The following is a 16,099-nucleotide window of genomic DNA, read 5'->3' as shown; positions in this document are numbered from 1 at the left end:
AATCGAACCATTATACACTAGACCATTAACCTTCTGATAGGGGAAAGGGTATCGTTTGCTCAGGAAACACCCAGCAAGATTTATTGACGCAAACGTTTCCCTTTCCGCCCTGACTGCTGTTATCATACTCCCGCTTTTTTACTTTAATACGTTGAGGGACCTCCTGTGAGCGGCAATAACTCTTCTCTTAGTTACAAAGATGCTGGTGTAGATATCGATGCAGGTAATGCATTAGTAGATCGTATTAAAGGGGTGGTAAAACGCACCCACCGCCCAGAGGTAATGGGCGGCATTGGTGGTTTCGGGGCACTATGCTCGTTACCAACCAAGTATAAAGAGCCGATATTGGTATCAGGCACCGACGGCGTGGGCACTAAACTTCGTTTAGCGATGGATCTGAACAAGCATGACACGATCGGTATCGATCTCGTTGCGATGTGTGTCAACGACCTGATTGTTCAAGGTGGCGAACCGCTATTCTTCCTTGATTATTATGCAACAGGCAAGCTGGAAGTTGATACCGCAGCAAGTGTTGTTGCTGGTATCGGCGAAGGTTGTATCCTGGCGGGCTGCGCGTTAATCGGCGGTGAAACGGCTGAAATGCCGGGCATGTACCACGGCGAAGATTACGATGTTGCTGGTTTCTGTGTCGGTGTGGTTGAAAAAGCTGACATCATCGACGGCTCTAAAGTGAAAGCTGGCGATGCACTAATCGCTGTTGGCTCAAGCGGCCCGCACTCAAACGGCTATTCACTCGTCCGCAAAATCATAGAAGTGTCACAAGCTGATCTTAACCAGGATCTGGAAGGTAAATCACTCGCGGATCACCTGCTAACCCCAACCAAGATTTATGTGAAATCAACGCTGAAAATGATGGAATCCTGCGATGTTCACGCGATTTCTCATATCACTGGCGGTGGTTTCTGGGAGAATATTCCACGAGTCCTTCCAAAAGGAACTAAAGCGGTTGTTAATGGCAACAGCTGGCAGTGGCCTGCAATCTTCAACTGGCTACAAACAGCCGGCAATGTTGAAACCTACGAAATGTACCGTACTTTCAACTGTGGTGTTGGCCTAGTAATTGCCTTACCACAAGCCCAAGCAGAGCAAGCAATTGAAATTCTGAAGACAGAAGGCGAAAACGCCTGGCTGCTCGGTGAAATTGCTAACGCTGACGCAGGCGAAGAGCAGGTGGAGATCAAGTAAGTCGATGAAAAACATCGTTGTCCTAATTTCTGGTAATGGTTCAAATCTTCAAGCTATCATTGATGCTTGTCAGAATGGGACCATTGAAGACGCAAAAGTCACGGCCGTGCTATCAAACCAAGCTGATGCTTATGGCCTTGAACGCGCTCGCCAGGCAGGAATTGAAGCGGTGTCTCTTGCCGCAAGTGATTACGCTGATCGCGAAGCTTACGATAAGGCATTGGCAGAGCAAATCGATAGCTTCGAGCCAGAACTAGTCATATTGGCCGGGTTCATGCGTATCCTTAGTGATGAGTTTGTCCGTCACTATCAGGGCAAAATGCTTAACATCCATCCTTCTTTGTTGCCGAAATACACCGGTCTTCATACCCACCAGCGCGCTTTAGATGCTGGTGATAAGGAGCATGGTACCAGTGTCCACTTTGTCACCGAAGAATTAGATGGTGGCCCGGTGATCCTGCAAGCAAAAGTGCCTATTTTTGCTGAGGATACGGTTGAAGAAGTAACAGCCAGAGTACAGCAGCAAGAGCATCGCATTTATCCTTTAGTTGCGAACTGGTTCTTGCAAGATCGTTTAATGATGGAGAATGAAGCCGCGGTATTAGACCGCGAACCACTGCCTCCCCATGGCTACGCAGCCGACGAATAAAAAACGCGGCCAGCTGGCCGCGTTTTTATTTATTCGTCAAATTGTTCACACCCGGCATTAGCGCATCAGCTATTAGATCACAACGCCTTGAGCAGCAACATCCGCCTACAGGGTCCGGTTATGAACGAGTTCACCAAAGTGGAACACGCTAAACTCCCCCTGCTGCATTTTATGCCAACGCTCATCATTGGTGAGAGGCTGAGTCGCAATCACGGTTACCACATCATTGGGTGTTGTTTCCTTATGGAAATCAATCGTGACATCTTCATCGATCAACGATGCCTGCCCAAATGGGGCGCGGCGCGTGATCCAATGCAAGTTGTTGGTACAGTAAGTCACAACACAGCTGCCGTTGCTGAGCAGCATGTTATACACACCAAGCTGGCGCAAGCGATCGCAACACTGTGCGATATAGTCATACACTGGCGCGAAGTCATTGGGTAAATCTGGAAATTTAGCTTCTAACTGGTTTAGCAACCAGCAAAAAGCAATTTCACTATCTGTATCCCCGACGGGTTTAAAGCGTCCGGTATCAAGCACTTCATAGCCTGTTAGCTGACCATTATGGGCAAAAGTCCAGTAATGTCCCCATAGCTCCCGGGTAAAAGGATGGGTGTTTTCTAAACTCACCCCTCCCCGATTAGCCTGCCGGATATGGCTGACCACTGCGCAGCTTTTGATCGGGTATTCCTGAACTAACTCGGCAATACGAGATTGATAGCTCGGATTAGGGTCTTTAAATGTTCTAAACCCTTTGCCTTCATAGAAGACGATTCCCCAACCATCACGATGAGGCCCCGTTTTTCCGCCGCGCTGCATCAGGCCAGTAAAACTAAAACAGATATCTGTTGGCACATTTGCGCTCATGCCAAGCAATTCACACATATTCCTGATGCCTCTCTTTTTAAATAGCAGCTTTCTTTAACAGCTATACCGCCATCTCTTTTTCCACCAGCATAATCAAAATATGAATAATTTTAATATGCACTTCCTGGATGCGATCGGCAAAGCCAAAGTGCGGAACACGAATTTCCACATCGGCCAAACCCGCCATCTTGCCGCCGTCTTTCCCCGTCAGCGCAATCACCTTCATGCCTTTTGCATGGGCGGCTTCAATCGCTTTAAGAATGTTGCCTGAATTACCTGAGGTAGACAGACCAAACAGCACATCCCCCTGCGCGCCGACTGCTTCAAGATAACGAGAGAACACGTACTCATAGCCAAAGTCATTACTGACACATGACAAATGACTGGGATCCGAAATCGCAATACCCGGGTAACCTGGACGATCCTCTCGGTAACGGCCTGTCAGTTCTTCAGCAAAATGCATCGCATCACAATGAGAACCACCGTTTCCGCACGATAAGACTTTACCACCCTGTTTAAATGAATCAGCCAGCAGCTTTGCTGCCGCTTCAATATCCGCAATATTTTTTTCGTCGTTCAAAAAGCGGTTTAACACTTCGGCAGCTTCACCTAACTCTGCACGAATCATATCTTGATACATAGGCTTATCTCTGATTATTCATTAAATAGATTTTTCAGGGCACATTTCACACACCTGAATTGCTATACGCCTGTATCTGCAGTGTACAAAGAAACGGTCGAGGGTGTCGACTCCTGAGAGGACACATTGTGATGGTTTATTGCCAAATGCTCGCGTAATGACGGAGCAGAAGCATAAAGGGTGATATTATCTGCAGCCAATACGCCCGCATTGGCCAGCTTAGTCTTAACATGCGGGACAACTCCCAATAAGTACACCGGATAATGACGAAGACGATCTAATGCATTTTCAAATGCATGAATCGCCGTAATATCAATGGTAGAAACATCCGTGAAATCCAATACAACGGCACGCGTATCAATCGATGAACGATCAATCACTGAAAATGCTTTTTCACTCGCAGCAAAAAAGAGAGGACCGTTAATATCGTAAACAACCACATCAGAACCAAGATCCAGATGTTCATGCTGTTCACCTACCACAGTAACCGTGGTCAAGCTGGCAATACGCTGGATAAACAACACCCCGGCTAACAACAACCCCACCACCACAGCAATTACCATGTCGAACACTACAGTCAACGTGAAACAGGTTAACAGTACTGCGACATCACGACGAGGCGCCACTTTCAGAGTATGCACAAAGTGCGGGGCTTCTGACATATTCCAAGCCACCATGATCAACAGGCCAGCTAACGCACTCATTGGCACATAAGATAACATTGGCGCCAGAGCAATCATTGCTGCCAGCACGAAAAGGGCGTGAATGATAGCTGAAACCGGAGAGAAGGCGCCTGAACGGATATTGGTTGCGGTACGGGCAATAGCAGCCGTTGCCGGAATACCGCCGAAAAATGGCACAACAATATTTGCCAACCCCTGGCCTACGAGTTCTGCATTGGGGTTGTGCTTCTTGCCCGTCATACCATCGGCAACAACGGCACAGAGCAACGACTCAATGCAGCCTAACATCGCAATAATAAAAGCAGCAGGCAGCAACTCGACGACCAGCGACCAATTCACACTATCGTTGTGCCATAACACACTAAATTGGGGCAATACCTGAGGGATCCCCTGACCAATCAAATCTCCGATCTGATAATGGAATTTTTCACCCAGTAATCCAACGTGAGAGGACCCGAAATGGTTCATCAGCAAAGCCAACAATGTACCGCTCACCAAAGCAACAACATGTGGTGGAATACGGGTCTTTAATTTACTCCATGCTATAAATACGGTGATGGTGATCAGGCCAACAGTCGTATCGGCAAAATCCACGCTTGGTAACGCGCTGGCATAAGCCATCACTTTTTCCGGGAAGTGAATGGGATTTCCTACCACCGATAACCCAAGCAGATCTTTTAATTGCAGAAACGCAATAACCAGACCAATACCGGCAGTAAAGCCCGTTGTCACCGGATAAGGAACATATGCCACCAGCTGACCAAGACGTAAAATCCCCATCAGAACCAGGATCACACCCGACATTAATGTCGCCAGCATTAAACCACTCAGACCATATTGCTGGGTGATGGGTAGCAAGATCACCACAAATGCCGCCGTCGGACCTGTGATGTTAAATCGAGAGCCGCCGAATAATGCCGCCAACAAACCCGCCACGATAACGGTATACAGGCCATGTTGTGGCGGCACACCAACGGCAATAGCCAAAGCCATGCCAAGAGGAATAGCAACAATACCGACCGTCACACCCGCAACGATATCAGAACGAAATTTAGAGAAGGAATAACCATCCTTCCACGCTTGTGATAAAGCATGAAATAGCAACACGACAAACCCCTGCACTTACGTACACAAGAAAAAACAGGAATAGCTGTCAACCCGAAAGAGGGATCCGGCGGGCATGTGTCAGTCGGAGATCGGGAAAGGCAACAGATGACAAAATGTTGCCCACTACCGCCAGACAGAAGTCGATAGTCATGGCATTAACGTGAACAACATCACAATATGCTCCTATATTAATAGGCTGGATGATTTTAGCAAGCACAAAAAAGTAACTCACTGATTTTGATCAACCCCAGTTATATCAACGGATAGCAAACCACAAGCACGTAACAACCCCATTTCAGGGTGGAAAATTATTTTACATTCCGTTAAAAAAACCATTACACTTACAACTGGTGGTAAGACCTCTTACCTTGCATAAAGTGTACCCAGTCCAACAAAGTATATTTATTAAAAATATTCTGTAACGGGTCAACTCACAGCTATTTTGTTCAATAACAGGGAAGGCAGCGATTTTTTCGTATGACATTTATCGAGATAAATGAACGCTTTCTCTACTGCTTGAAAAATAAGCAGTGTTGAACGAAATAGCAATGAGGTGAGACGTTACGCCCCGATAAGGAGAATCACCATGGTAACACTCATGTACCTACTAGGATTCATAGGTATAACGGGCATACTCGCCTACCATAGAACAAGTCTGAAAACCTTTACTCTGGCCTTGGCTGCGGTACTTGCAATCGGCTCAGTACTTGATGTGGTTGGTCTATACAGCTGGTTGGTGTTCCTCGTCATTGCGGTACCAATCAATATTTTCTCCCTCCGCAAAAGTTTCCTCAGCCAGCCCGCTTTAAAACTGTTTAAAGGTGTTATGCCTGAAATGTCCCGGACCGAAAAAGAGGCCATTGATGCGGGGACTGTCTGGTGGGAAGCGGATCTGTTCCGTGGTAATCCTGATTGGAACAAACTGCATGACATCCCGGCGCCGCGTCTGAGTGCAGAAGAAAAAACCTTTCTGGAAGGGCCCGTTACCGAAGTCTGCCGCATGGTTAACGACTTTCAGGTCACCCATGAACTGGCCGATCTACCTCCTGAAGTCTGGCAATATCTGAAAGATCATAAATTCTTCGCAATGATCATCGATAAACAATACGGTGGGCTGGAGTTTTCAGCTTATGCACAATCCCTTGTGTTACAAAAACTGACTGGGGTTTCTGCCGTACTGTCATCGACAGTCGGTGTACCGAACTCATTAGGCCCCGGCGAACTGCTGCAGCACTATGGCACCCAAAGTCAAAAAGACCATTACCTGCCTCGCCTGGCGGAAGGGAAAGAGATCCCATGTTTTGCCCTGACCAGCCCGGAAGCGGGTTCTGACGCTGGATCGATTTCTGATTTCGGTATCGTGAAGAAAGGGATCTGGCAAGGCGAGGAAGTGCTCGGCATGGAGCTGACCTGGAATAAGCGTTACATCACCTTAGCGCCTGTAGCGACAGTATTGGGGCTGGCGTTTAAGCTCTTTGATCCTGATCATCTACTTAGCGATGAAGAAGAGCCCGGCATTACTTGTGCCTTGATCCCGACCGAAATAGAAGGCGTTGAAATCGGCCGACGCCACTTCCCTCTCAATGTACCTTTCCAGAATGGTCCAACTCAGGGTAACAAAGTCTTTGTACCAATAGATTTCATCATTGGTGGCCCAGAAATGGCAGGCCAGGGGTGGCGCATGCTGGTTGAGTGCCTGTCTGTCGGCCGCGGTATTACCTTACCGTCAAACTCTACCGGGGGTATTAAAACAGCGGCAATGGCAACTGGTGCCTATGCCCGTATTCGTCGCCAGTTCAAACTGCCAATAGGTAAAATGGAAGGGATTGAAGAACCGCTTGCACGCCTTACCGGTAATGCTTATGTCCTGGATGCTGCTAGTAACCTCACTGTCGCTGGCATCGATTTAGGCGAAAAACCATCTGTGATCTCAGCCATTGTCAAATATCACTGTACGCATCGTAGTCAACGCAGTGTTATTGATGCAATGGATATCGTCGGTGGTAAAGGGATCTGTATGGGGCCAAGTAATTTCCTGGCTCGTGGTTATCAAGGAGCCCCCATTGCCGTTACCGTTGAAGGCGCTAATATCCTGACCCGATCAATGATCATCTTTGGTCAGGGTGCCATCCGCTGCCATCCATATGTCTTGGACGAAATGAATGCAGCCTACAATGACAATCCGGAGCAGGCGTTAACTGATTTTGATAAAGCCATGTTTGGTCATATTGGTTTTGTGATAAGCAACATGGTTCGCTCGCTCTGGCTAGGCTTAACAGATGGCCGTGGCTCTGTTGCACCACGCAAGGATCCAACAGTCCGTTACTATCAGCAAATGAATCGCTACAGTGCTAACCTCGCCTTACTGGCCGATATTTCAATGGCCGTATTGGGTGGTTCACTGAAACGAAAAGAACGTCTGTCTGCTCGCTTGGGAGATGTGTTAAGTCAGCTTTATCTGTCCTCGGCGACGCTAAAACGTTTTGCTGATGACGGCTGTAAACAAGAAGATCTGCCACTTGTTCATTGGGGGCTGCAGGATTCTCTGTATCAGACAGAAGAAGCCCTGGATCAATTCCTGGCTAACTTCCCGAATCGCTTTATTGCAAGCATGCTGCGTGCCGTTATTTTCCCGCTTGGTCAGGGGCGTGCAAAACCCAGTGACAAGCTTGATCATAAAGTGGCTCGTATTATCCAGACCCCTTGTGATACACGTAGCCGAATTGGTCAAGGCCAATTCCTTGAAGCAACCGAAAATAATGCCGTCGGTATGATTGAGCTGGCTCTGAAAGATATTCTGGCTGCTGAACCCATCTATGATCGTGTCTGCCAGGCCGCAGGCAAAAAGCTACCGTTCATGCAGCTTGATAAGGTTGCGGCGACCGGTTTAGAGCTTAACGCCATCAATGAGGAAGAAGCAGACCTGCTACGTAAAGCGGAAGAAGGTCGTTTACGTACAATCAATGTCGATGACTTCGCCTCAGAAGAGCTTGCAGCCAAACCTTACCACGCTATCGAAAACAATATCGGTAATGCCGCCTAACCCTAATTGACGTAAAACGAAAGGGAAGCAAAATGCTTCCCTTTTTTTGTCTGATTATTACGAGAATGGGTATTAAGTTGGGATCACTAACAATTCTTCAGCTATCGCTTTTTTAACCTGACGCTTACGCCAGACAAAACCCACGATAATAACCAGAAAAATAACGGCCAAATTACTTCCCAGCACAATTTTCAGGGCGTTAGAACGCGCCGCCTCCTGCTCTTCTTGCTTACGCTTTTGCTCTTCAGCTTGTGCTTTTGCTTCTTGCTGAGAGCGGAAAACCTCCAGGTTCTTATCAAGCTGTAATTCTGCCATTACCGCAAAGTGATTTTTCGGTAGTTTAAAAATCAACTCCCGCCCATTAAGGGTGTCAGTTGCATATAACCAACCTGACCAGCCATAACGTCCTGGTGTTTTCCCGTGCGGAATCGGAATTCGCAAACCATTTTCATCAGCCAGGGCATGGCCCTGGCTGATCGCAACGTGTCCTTCCGGATCTTCCTGCTCAATATGAGCGGCAAAGGATCCTGGCACTAACGCCCCTTCTTCAGCCGTTACGGCTAACTCGTGAGGTTCATCGCGATCTCGCCCTTGGATGAAGCTGACCGTCAGTGGTGGCGGGTAAACTAAGACTTCTTGCTCGACGGCACGCAAGAAGATCCCGTTGCTGGATGTTATCTTTACCCTGTATTTTCCCGGTAGGGTCTCGACCGGCAGGGCGACAGTAAAAATGCCATCTCCAGGTTCTTCATCAAGCCCTAAGCCATCATCGGTAAATTCACCAATCTTAATTGGGCCGGGTAATGTTTCCTTCGGCAATAATTCTGCATTTTCAACGTATTCGTAAAAAATCACAGTGAGCTTAATGCGATCCAGAAAATCTCTTAACGTCAGCAATTTGCCATCTTGCTTCAGCCGAGCGGTAAATTTAAGGGTTTCTGACTGATATAGTCTGGAAGGAAAATCGTCGATTTCTAATTTCAAGTTCGATAACACTTTCACCTGGTTGTTCGGTGTTATCTTGCCAACGGCTTGCCAGGGACCGGGCATTGGATTTTCAATGGAAATAATGTCCATCTCTGGCTCTTCATGCCATGAGACATTATCGGGATGACGCCAGGGGTAGTATTTCGTGCCATCAGGACGCACAAGTACCACAGCGCTACTCTGCTTTTCTCTTTGCACCATAAATGAGACCTGATCCACAGTGGGATCAACTCGAAAACGGTTATCCAGCCACGACATTGCTGTACTCTCTTTTGCCCAAGAGAGTACCGGTAATAACATCACCAGTAGTAATAACCGCTGCAGCATAGATCCCCTACTGACGCCACAGGACGTCACCTTTTTTGCTAATAATATCTAAACGCGATTCATGCGCTTGTATTTCATCGGCAGAGGCATGGATGATCTTTAATGATTTCCGTCCTGAAGCAAGACGTTTGATCCCACTTTCTGCACCAGCATCACTTTCTTCACTCCCGGCATTAAGTGCTAAAGACGTTTGTCCCCCCGTCATTAACAGGTAAACATCAGCCAGGATCTCAGCATCGAGTAAGGCGCCGTGGAGTGTACGGTGCGAGTTATCGATACCATAACGAGAGCAAAGCACATCGAGGTTGTTACGTTTACCCGGGAAGATTTTCTTCGCCATGGCCAGGGTATCGGTAACTTTACAGAAATCCTCTGTCTTACCTATTGAACGATTGAGCTTTCGGAATTCATAATCCATAAATCCCACATCGAAGGGGGCATTATGGGCGACTAACTCTGCACCACGAATAAATTCCAGAAATTCATCATGAACGTCTTTATAAACGGGTTTATCTTCCAGAAATTCATCGGTAATACCATGGACACCAACCGCTTCATCTTCAATGGTGCGATCAGGTTTGATATAAACGTGGAAGGTGTTTCCGGTCAATTTACGGTTGATAATCTCAACCGCGCCAATTTCAATAATACGATGGCCTTCATAATGAGGACCGGTCATATTCATACCCGTGGTTTCGGTATCGAGTACAATAATTCGTTCGTTAGTAGCTTTCATAGTAGCGATCATGTCAGACTCAAGTTTTCCCTAAAACGAATACTACCAAATATGACGAAGCAGGTAGAGATTTTCACCGATGGTTCTTGTTTAGGTAACCCCGGCCCCGGTGGTTATGGTACGGTTTTACGTTATAAACAACATGAAAAAGAGCTTAATGCGGGCTTTTTCATGACAACAAATAACAGAATGGAATTACTGGCGGCCATTGTTGGCTTATCCAGCTTAAAAGAGGCGTGTAAAGTTGACCTGACAACTGACAGTCAGTATGTCCGTCAGGGGATCACCCAATGGATCCATAACTGGAAAAAACGGAACTGGCAAACAGCTGCTAAGCAACCGGTTAAAAATGCCGATCTCTGGCAACGCCTGGATCAAGAAACTCAGCGTCATATCGAAGTTAACTGGCATTGGGTAAAAGGTCACGCGGGCCATGCCGAAAATGAACGCTGCGACGAACTGGCACGTAGCGCGGCTGAATCTCCGACCAAAGACGATGTCGGTTATCAAGCCGAAGTCTGACCCAACCGTTAGTCAGATGACATCTGGCTAACTTTTCACTTTTTGACTGACATTAGTATGGCAATTGACCCCCATCGGGGCTAACTGACGGCGTAATTTCCAGCGGGGTTTAATCGGCCTTAACGGGAACGTACGCTTGCGGGCGACGATAAAATACATGCTCCCAATAGCTGAAAGTGGATCCGCTACCATATTTTCGGCCCAGGCAGCACAAGCCCGGTGTTTCGTTGCCGGCAAAACCGCGAAATCATCCTGATAAACCACTTCATAATTCAACACCCCTAGCCAGTCTTTTATCCGCATCGGCATAAACATCCGTCCGGACCAGGGATATTTTTTACGGTTCCATGGCAACAACCCCTTTAGGCCAAGAAGGCTTACAGGATTAAAACCACTGATCAGCATATAGCCGTCATCAACCGTCACTCGGTCTACTTCACGCAGCAAACGGTGAGGATCGGGGCAATAATCAAGCTGGTGAGCAATAAGACAAGCATCAAATGATTTTTCGATAAAAGGTAGATCAAAAGGCTCGGCAATCAAATTATGCAGAGGGTTGTACTTATCAATACATATCTGATGCTGGATGTTACAATGGCCACTCGCTAACTCACAGCTTAAACCACCCAGTTTCAACATATGATAGCCAAACAGCTTCGGACACCATTCATCGAGTTGTGCCTGAAGTAATTCAGCGGCCCATTCACCATTTGTTATTTGTGACCAGGTGTTAGGCGCTTCAATATGTTTTAATGTGCGTGCTGGCTTCATAAGTTATTGCTCAACACCTTCAAAGGCTGGAGACTAAATACATGCTAACTGTTCAAAGCATACCCGCATTTAATGATAATTACATCTGGCTGATTCACAGTCCGGATAATCATTGCGTTGTTGTCGATCCTGGCGATGCAACTCCGGTTATCAAGGCATTAGAAGAGCAACAACTTACTCTTGAGGCGATATTAATCACTCACCATCATCATGATCATATTGGTGGTATTAGCGAACTAAAACGCCGCTACCCGCAGATCAATATTGTCGGCCCGGCAGCTGAACCTGTCCCTGGTATTTCCCAATCGGTAGAAGATGGCGATCAGGTCGAGTTATTTGGCGAGCGTTTTATGGTCATCGGCGTTCCAGGCCACACGTTAGGACATATTGCTTACGTTGGCGACGGTAAACTATTCTGTGGCGATACTCTCTTTTCAGCGGGTTGCGGGCGCCTTTTTGAAGGTACTCCGGCTCAGATGTTCAGCTCACTGCAGAAAATTGCCGCCCTGCCGGATGAAACCGAAGTTTACTGTGCCCATGAGTATACGACCAGTAACTTATCTTTCGCGTTAGTTGCAGAACAGGACAACCCTCACCTGCAGCGTTACAGAGAACAGGTCAGTCGCGCGCGGGCACAAGGTATTAGCACCATTCCATCAACACTGGGACAAGAAAAATTGGTCAATCCGTTTTTGCGTTGCGATCAGCCAAGTATCAAAAAATCTGTTGCAGATAAAGCATTTGACGATAGTGATCTGGAGACATTTGCCGCACTGAGAAGATGGAAGGACGAATTTTGACTCAGGTCACTTGTAACCAAGGTGGTTGGACAAGTATTATCATCAACCATTTTGGCTATAGGCAGGTGTCATGAAGTCACGAATTATATTAGCGAGTGCGCTATTACTGGCTGGTTGCCAAATAACGAATACCATAGAAGAGCAAGCAAGTACCAATGAAAATGTAAAGTCAACTCAGACACAGGTAACAGACAAACCTGCTCAGATAGTTGCTGCTAAGCCCATTGTAAAAGAAGAAAAAATACCGACGCCTCATGAACAAGATGATGTTTGGCAACGGATCAGTATGCAAATCACGACTGATATCCCAAACAACAAGCGGGTTCAGTATTATCGCAACTGGTACTTGAAGTATCCCACGCATCTGAAAACCGTCTCTAAGCGTGCCGAACCCTTTCTTTATTACATCACTGAAGAAGTCGAAAAGCGAGGACTGCCTCTAGAGCTCGCTTTACTGCCTATTGTTGAAAGCTCTTTTGATCAATTTGCCTACTCGCATGGCCGAGCTGCTGGTTTATGGCAAATTACGCCGCCAACAGGCCGCAGCTTTGGTCTGGAGCAAAACTGGTGGTATGACGGCCGTCGCGATGTCGTTGAATCAACTCGCGCCGCACTGGATTTATTGGAATACCTTAATCGTAAATTTGACGGAAACTGGCAGCATGCATTAGCCGCGTATAACACCGGTGAAGGGCGGGTATTCAGAGCCATCCGAAATAATAAAGCCGCAGGTAAACCAACCGATTTCTGGTCACTGGACTTACCGAAAGAAACCAGCGGTTATGTACCCAAACTGTATGCCGTAGCTGATGTCATCAGAAATCAAAAAGCATACGGTATAGAGATCCCGGCCATTGCCAATAAACCTGCAGTAAAGCTCGTTGAACCTGGCATCCAGATGGACTTGGCTATGGCTGCACAATATGCCAGTCTGAAACTGTCTGAACTGCAAAGCCTGAATCCGGCCTATAACCAGTGGGCTACCGCACCGGATGGTCCGAGCCATTTACTCCTGCCGACGAACAAAGTGGATGCCTTCAGTACTCAGCTGGCTAAAAATGGCCATCAGGGAATGAATGTGGTCCGTTATCAGGTGAAGCCCGGTGATAGTTTAAGCGTGTTGGCAACCAAACATAAAACGACAGTGAAGCAAATCCAGCGTGCCAACAAAATAACCGGAACCAGTATTCGGACTGGTAAGCATATCCTGATCCCTGTCGCGATGAAAGATGGTGACGGATTCCCATCGGCAGACCAAGCGCAGCAAGTACGCAGCCAGAAAAGCCATGGCAGCGGCTACCGAACCGTTTATCAGGTTAAGTCAGGTGACAGCCTATGGACCATTGCTCGCAGTCAGAAAGTGACTATCGATCAGCTAACAAAGTGGAATGGCCTCTCTAAAAATCAATCTCTTCGTATCGGTCAGAAACTGAACATTTGGAAAACCAGCAGCAATGGCGGCGTAATTCGCACGGTATATTATGAAATTCGCCAGGGTGATAACCTCAGTAAAATTGCTCAACGTTATAAAGTAAAAGTTTCTGATGTAGTAAAATGGAATAAAATCAGTTCCAGCAAGTATTTAAAGCCTGGACAAAAGCTGAAATTGTACATTGATGTAACCAAGGTAAGTGTATGACACCGTCAAAAAACCCATTAATCGCTTTATGGGATCTGTTCCGATCACCCATTGACTGCTTTGCTGCAGTACACGAACGCCCTAAGTGGGCGATTCTTCCTTATTTAGTCATTCTCTTAGGCTCTTTTATCCTTTGGGGAACATACTTTGATCATGTCAATATGGCATGGCTACAGCAGGAGCTGACTGTTCAATTATCAAATGTTGAGCAAGACGTTCAGGAAGCTTGGCTGACTAAAGAGGTTTTACTCGCTGGTGAGGTCTTCAGTGACATTTTAGGCCGAACAGCTTGTATTTTTGTGCTGGCCCTTTGGTTAAATCTAGCGACCAAAGCAAACAGCTATCAACACAGCTTCGGTAAATGGCTTGCAGCATCATGCTTTATTATGCTGCCCGCAATCATCGGTGATGTTGCCAGTTATACTAATATCATGTTTAACCCAAGTGACATTTTGCCTAATGCCGCCGACCTGAATAGTTTGAACGGATTATTAAAACTGCCACTCAACCATCCATGGTCACCGTTTGCCACCACAATACCTCTATTGGCACCTTGGTACATCGCGCTGACCTATGCGGCAGTAGGTGCCTGGACAGACTTTGACCGTGCTAAGGCGATTATCATTGCCATCCTACCCTGGATACTCACTTTGATTATCTGGCCGATAATGATTATTACAGCCTGAATGTCGCAATAATTGGATTATGATCAGAGGCTTCCGTTTTTGGGGCCTCTGCTTTGATTAACCTCAACCCTCTGTAATAAAGATGGTCAAGTGGCTTGCCCAGTACCGTACTCCGCTGATCTTTTCTCAACACCACGGCGTTCAGCCGCAAGCCTTCAGCAAAATTTCTAACAATATCGATCCGGCCTTGTCTCCAGCTATTAAAATCTCCCGCCAAAATCACTGGCCCTTGATGTTTAGCAAGTACTGCTCCAAGGCGGTCCATTTGTGCCTTATATTCATCCAGTCCAAACGTAAAATTCACACCATGCAGGTTAACGACAGCCAGAGTCTGGCCATTAGACAGAGAAAAACGAGCCAGCAGGGCTGATTTAGGTAACCTCAGCCAGGGCTCCATAGCAAGATAAGCACACGTTTCAATGGCTTCGACAGACGACAGATTCATAACGCCGGCAGACGTATTTAAGAATTTAAAAGCATTTGCCATCGTCACTTGCCATTGCGATGCATCTAAATAGTCCTTTAATGACGAATTTAAACTCGCTTCTTGCAATAAGACCAGTTCACTATCTGCCGTAAACAATTCCATCGCCTGATGCCAATTCTCTCGTTGCTGTTTGTAGATATTCCAGACAGAAACAGTCAATATACCATCTTGGTCTAAAGGTTGGTCGGAGGCACCATCAATACAATGATAGGAATAATTGGGTTTCGCGATATCTGCCGTTACTTCCGGCGCCTTGGCAACATCAAATGACCAGGAAATAAACCCTAATCCAATGCTTGTTACAAGGGTGCAAGCACCAACAAAAAACTTAAGCCCACGCTTCATCTCGATTATTTCCGACTGTTATAGGTATAAACACACTGATATCAGAAATCATACCACTGTCGTGATAGAAGAGCTGGATAAGTTGGGAAAGGAATAAACGGAAAAAGCCCCAGCATTTCTGCTGAGGCTTTCGAAGATGGCAGGGGTGGAGAGATTCGAACTCCCAACACGCGCTGTCTTGGTATTAGGGGAATCCGCTGCTATGCCAATTGGAGCTATACAACGAAAAAGGCCCCAGCATTTCTGCTGAGGCTTTCGAAGATGGCAGGGGTGGAGAGATTCGAACTCCCAACACGCGGATTTGGAATCCGCTGCTCTGCCAATTGGAGCTACACCCCTATCGTATCAGTTTAAAGAGCGATACAACTCTAAATAAGTGGCGGAGTGGACGGGACTCGAACCCGCGACCCCCGGCGTGACAGGCCGGTATTCTAACCAACTGAACTACCACTCCGCAGTGTCTATTCAGCATAAAGCAATTTGGCGCCTGGCGATGACCTACTCTCACATGGGGAGACCCCACACTACCATCGGCGCTACTGCGTTTCACTTCTGAGTTCGGCATGGGATCAGGTGGGGCCACAGCGCTATGGTCGCCAGACAA

General features: G+C 47.0%; 14 protein-coding genes, 2 tRNA genes and 1 rRNA gene. 7 read left to right on the top strand and 10 right to left on the bottom strand.

The genetic code is table 11. The features are described from left to right. The first annotated feature begins 165 nt into the window (after positions 1 to 165). Together purM and purN are read left to right on the top strand one after the other, a co-directional pair. A complete protein-coding gene (gene purM / locus C9I89_RS15035; protein ID WP_107284158.1) occupies positions 166 to 1,206 on the top strand; it encodes a phosphoribosylformylglycinamidine cyclo-ligase in 1,041 nt (346 codons plus the stop codon). A gap of 4 nt (positions 1,207 to 1,210) precedes the next feature. Beyond that, the gene (purN, locus tag C9I89_RS15030) at positions 1,211 to 1,855 is read left to right on the top strand and encodes a phosphoribosylglycinamide formyltransferase (protein ID WP_107284157.1); all 645 of its coding nucleotides are present in this window, start codon (positions 1,211 to 1,213) and stop codon (positions 1,853 to 1,855) included. A gap of 105 nt (positions 1,856 to 1,960) precedes the next feature. On the opposite strand, the gene C9I89_RS15025 is transcribed toward purN, so the two are convergent. The 3 genes from C9I89_RS15025 to dauA all read right to left on the bottom strand — a co-directional run bounded on the left by C9I89_RS15025 (position 1,961) and on the right by dauA (position 5,152). Continuing rightward, a complete protein-coding gene (locus C9I89_RS15025) occupies positions 1,961 to 2,740 on the bottom strand; it encodes a class II glutamine amidotransferase (RefSeq protein ID WP_107284156.1) in 780 nt (259 codons plus the stop codon). Between the two features lie 43 nt (positions 2,741 to 2,783). Then, the gene (lpcA, locus tag C9I89_RS15020; RefSeq protein WP_107284155.1) at positions 2,784 to 3,362 is read right to left on the bottom strand and encodes a D-sedoheptulose 7-phosphate isomerase; all 579 of its coding nucleotides are present in this window, start codon (positions 3,360 to 3,362) and stop codon (positions 2,784 to 2,786) included. A gap of 62 nt (positions 3,363 to 3,424) precedes the next feature. Next, positions 3,425 to 5,152, bottom strand: a complete 1,728-nt coding sequence (dauA, locus tag C9I89_RS15015; RefSeq protein ID WP_107284154.1) for a C4-dicarboxylic acid transporter DauA — start codon at positions 5,150 to 5,152, stop codon at positions 3,425 to 3,427. A gap of 586 nt (positions 5,153 to 5,738) precedes the next feature. Between dauA and fadE the strand changes: the two genes are divergently transcribed. Further along, positions 5,739 to 8,195 (top strand): acyl-CoA dehydrogenase FadE, encoded by a 2,457-nt coding sequence (gene fadE / locus C9I89_RS15010; protein ID WP_107284153.1) that lies wholly within the window; start codon positions 5,739 to 5,741, stop codon positions 8,193 to 8,195. 72 nt (positions 8,196 to 8,267) lie between these two features. Here fadE and C9I89_RS15005 read toward each other — a convergent pair whose 3' ends face one another. Continuing rightward, on the bottom strand, positions 8,268 to 9,509 hold the full coding sequence (locus C9I89_RS15005; protein WP_107284152.1) for a TIGR03503 family protein: 1,242 nt from the start codon (positions 9,507 to 9,509) through the stop codon (positions 8,268 to 8,270). Between the two features lie 7 nt (positions 9,510 to 9,516). Further along, a complete protein-coding gene (gene dnaQ, locus C9I89_RS15000) occupies positions 9,517 to 10,245 on the bottom strand; it encodes a DNA polymerase III subunit epsilon (protein ID WP_211315263.1) in 729 nt (242 codons plus the stop codon). Positions 10,246 to 10,296: 51 nt separating this feature from the next. On the opposite strand from dnaQ, the gene rnhA reads away from it, so the two are divergent. Beyond that, a complete protein-coding gene (gene rnhA, locus C9I89_RS14995) occupies positions 10,297 to 10,767 on the top strand; it encodes a ribonuclease HI (protein WP_107284150.1) in 471 nt (156 codons plus the stop codon). A 27-nt stretch (positions 10,768 to 10,794) separates the two neighbouring features. On the opposite strand, the gene C9I89_RS14990 is transcribed toward rnhA, so the two are convergent. After that, positions 10,795 to 11,538, bottom strand: coding sequence for a methyltransferase domain-containing protein (locus C9I89_RS14990; RefSeq protein WP_107284149.1), 744 nt, complete (start codon positions 11,536 to 11,538; stop codon positions 10,795 to 10,797). Positions 11,539 to 11,579: 41 nt separating this feature from the next. Here C9I89_RS14990 and gloB point away from each other — a divergent pair, with 41 nt between their 5' ends. From gloB to C9I89_RS14975, 3 genes are all read left to right on the top strand, one after another. Continuing rightward, positions 11,580 to 12,338 (top strand): hydroxyacylglutathione hydrolase, encoded by a 759-nt coding sequence (gene gloB, locus C9I89_RS14985; RefSeq protein ID WP_107284148.1) that lies wholly within the window; start codon positions 11,580 to 11,582, stop codon positions 12,336 to 12,338. 70 nt (positions 12,339 to 12,408) lie between these two features. Beyond that, positions 12,409 to 13,977 carry a lytic transglycosylase gene (locus C9I89_RS14980; protein WP_107284147.1) on the top strand — a complete coding sequence of 523 codons (1,569 nt, stop codon included), beginning with the start codon at positions 12,409 to 12,411 and terminating at the stop codon, positions 13,975 to 13,977. Next, entirely contained in the window at positions 13,974 to 14,663 is a 690-nt protein-coding gene (locus tag C9I89_RS14975) for a Yip1 family protein (RefSeq protein ID WP_107284146.1), read from the top strand. Before C9I89_RS14980 ends, C9I89_RS14975 begins: the two co-directional genes overlap by 4 nt. On the opposite strand, the gene C9I89_RS14970 is transcribed toward C9I89_RS14975, so the two are convergent. The 4 genes from C9I89_RS14970 to rrf all read right to left on the bottom strand — a co-directional run bounded on the left by C9I89_RS14970 (position 14,653) and on the right by rrf (position 16,096). Beyond that, positions 14,653 to 15,495 (bottom strand): endonuclease/exonuclease/phosphatase family protein, encoded by an 843-nt coding sequence (locus tag C9I89_RS14970; protein ID WP_107284145.1) that lies wholly within the window; start codon positions 15,493 to 15,495, stop codon positions 14,653 to 14,655. The two genes, C9I89_RS14975 and C9I89_RS14970, sit on opposite strands and share 11 nt — an antisense overlap. A 262-nt stretch (positions 15,496 to 15,757) precedes the next feature. Continuing rightward, positions 15,758 to 15,834 (bottom strand) — tRNA-Trp (locus C9I89_RS14965). A 38-nt stretch (positions 15,835 to 15,872) separates the two neighbouring features. Further along, a tRNA-Asp gene (locus C9I89_RS14960) sits at positions 15,873 to 15,949 on the bottom strand. Between the two features lie 31 nt (positions 15,950 to 15,980). Beyond that, positions 15,981 to 16,096, bottom strand: a 5S ribosomal RNA gene (rrf, locus tag C9I89_RS14955). Positions 16,097 to 16,099 lie beyond the last annotated feature (3 nt).

It is taken from the genome of Photobacterium lipolyticum (assembly GCF_003026475.1).
GTDB classification, from domain to species: domain Bacteria; phylum Pseudomonadota; class Gammaproteobacteria; order Enterobacterales; family Vibrionaceae; genus Photobacterium; species Photobacterium lipolyticum.
The sequence above is the reverse complement of the archived record's forward strand: the minus strand, read 5'-3'. Positions and strand labels throughout refer to the sequence as shown.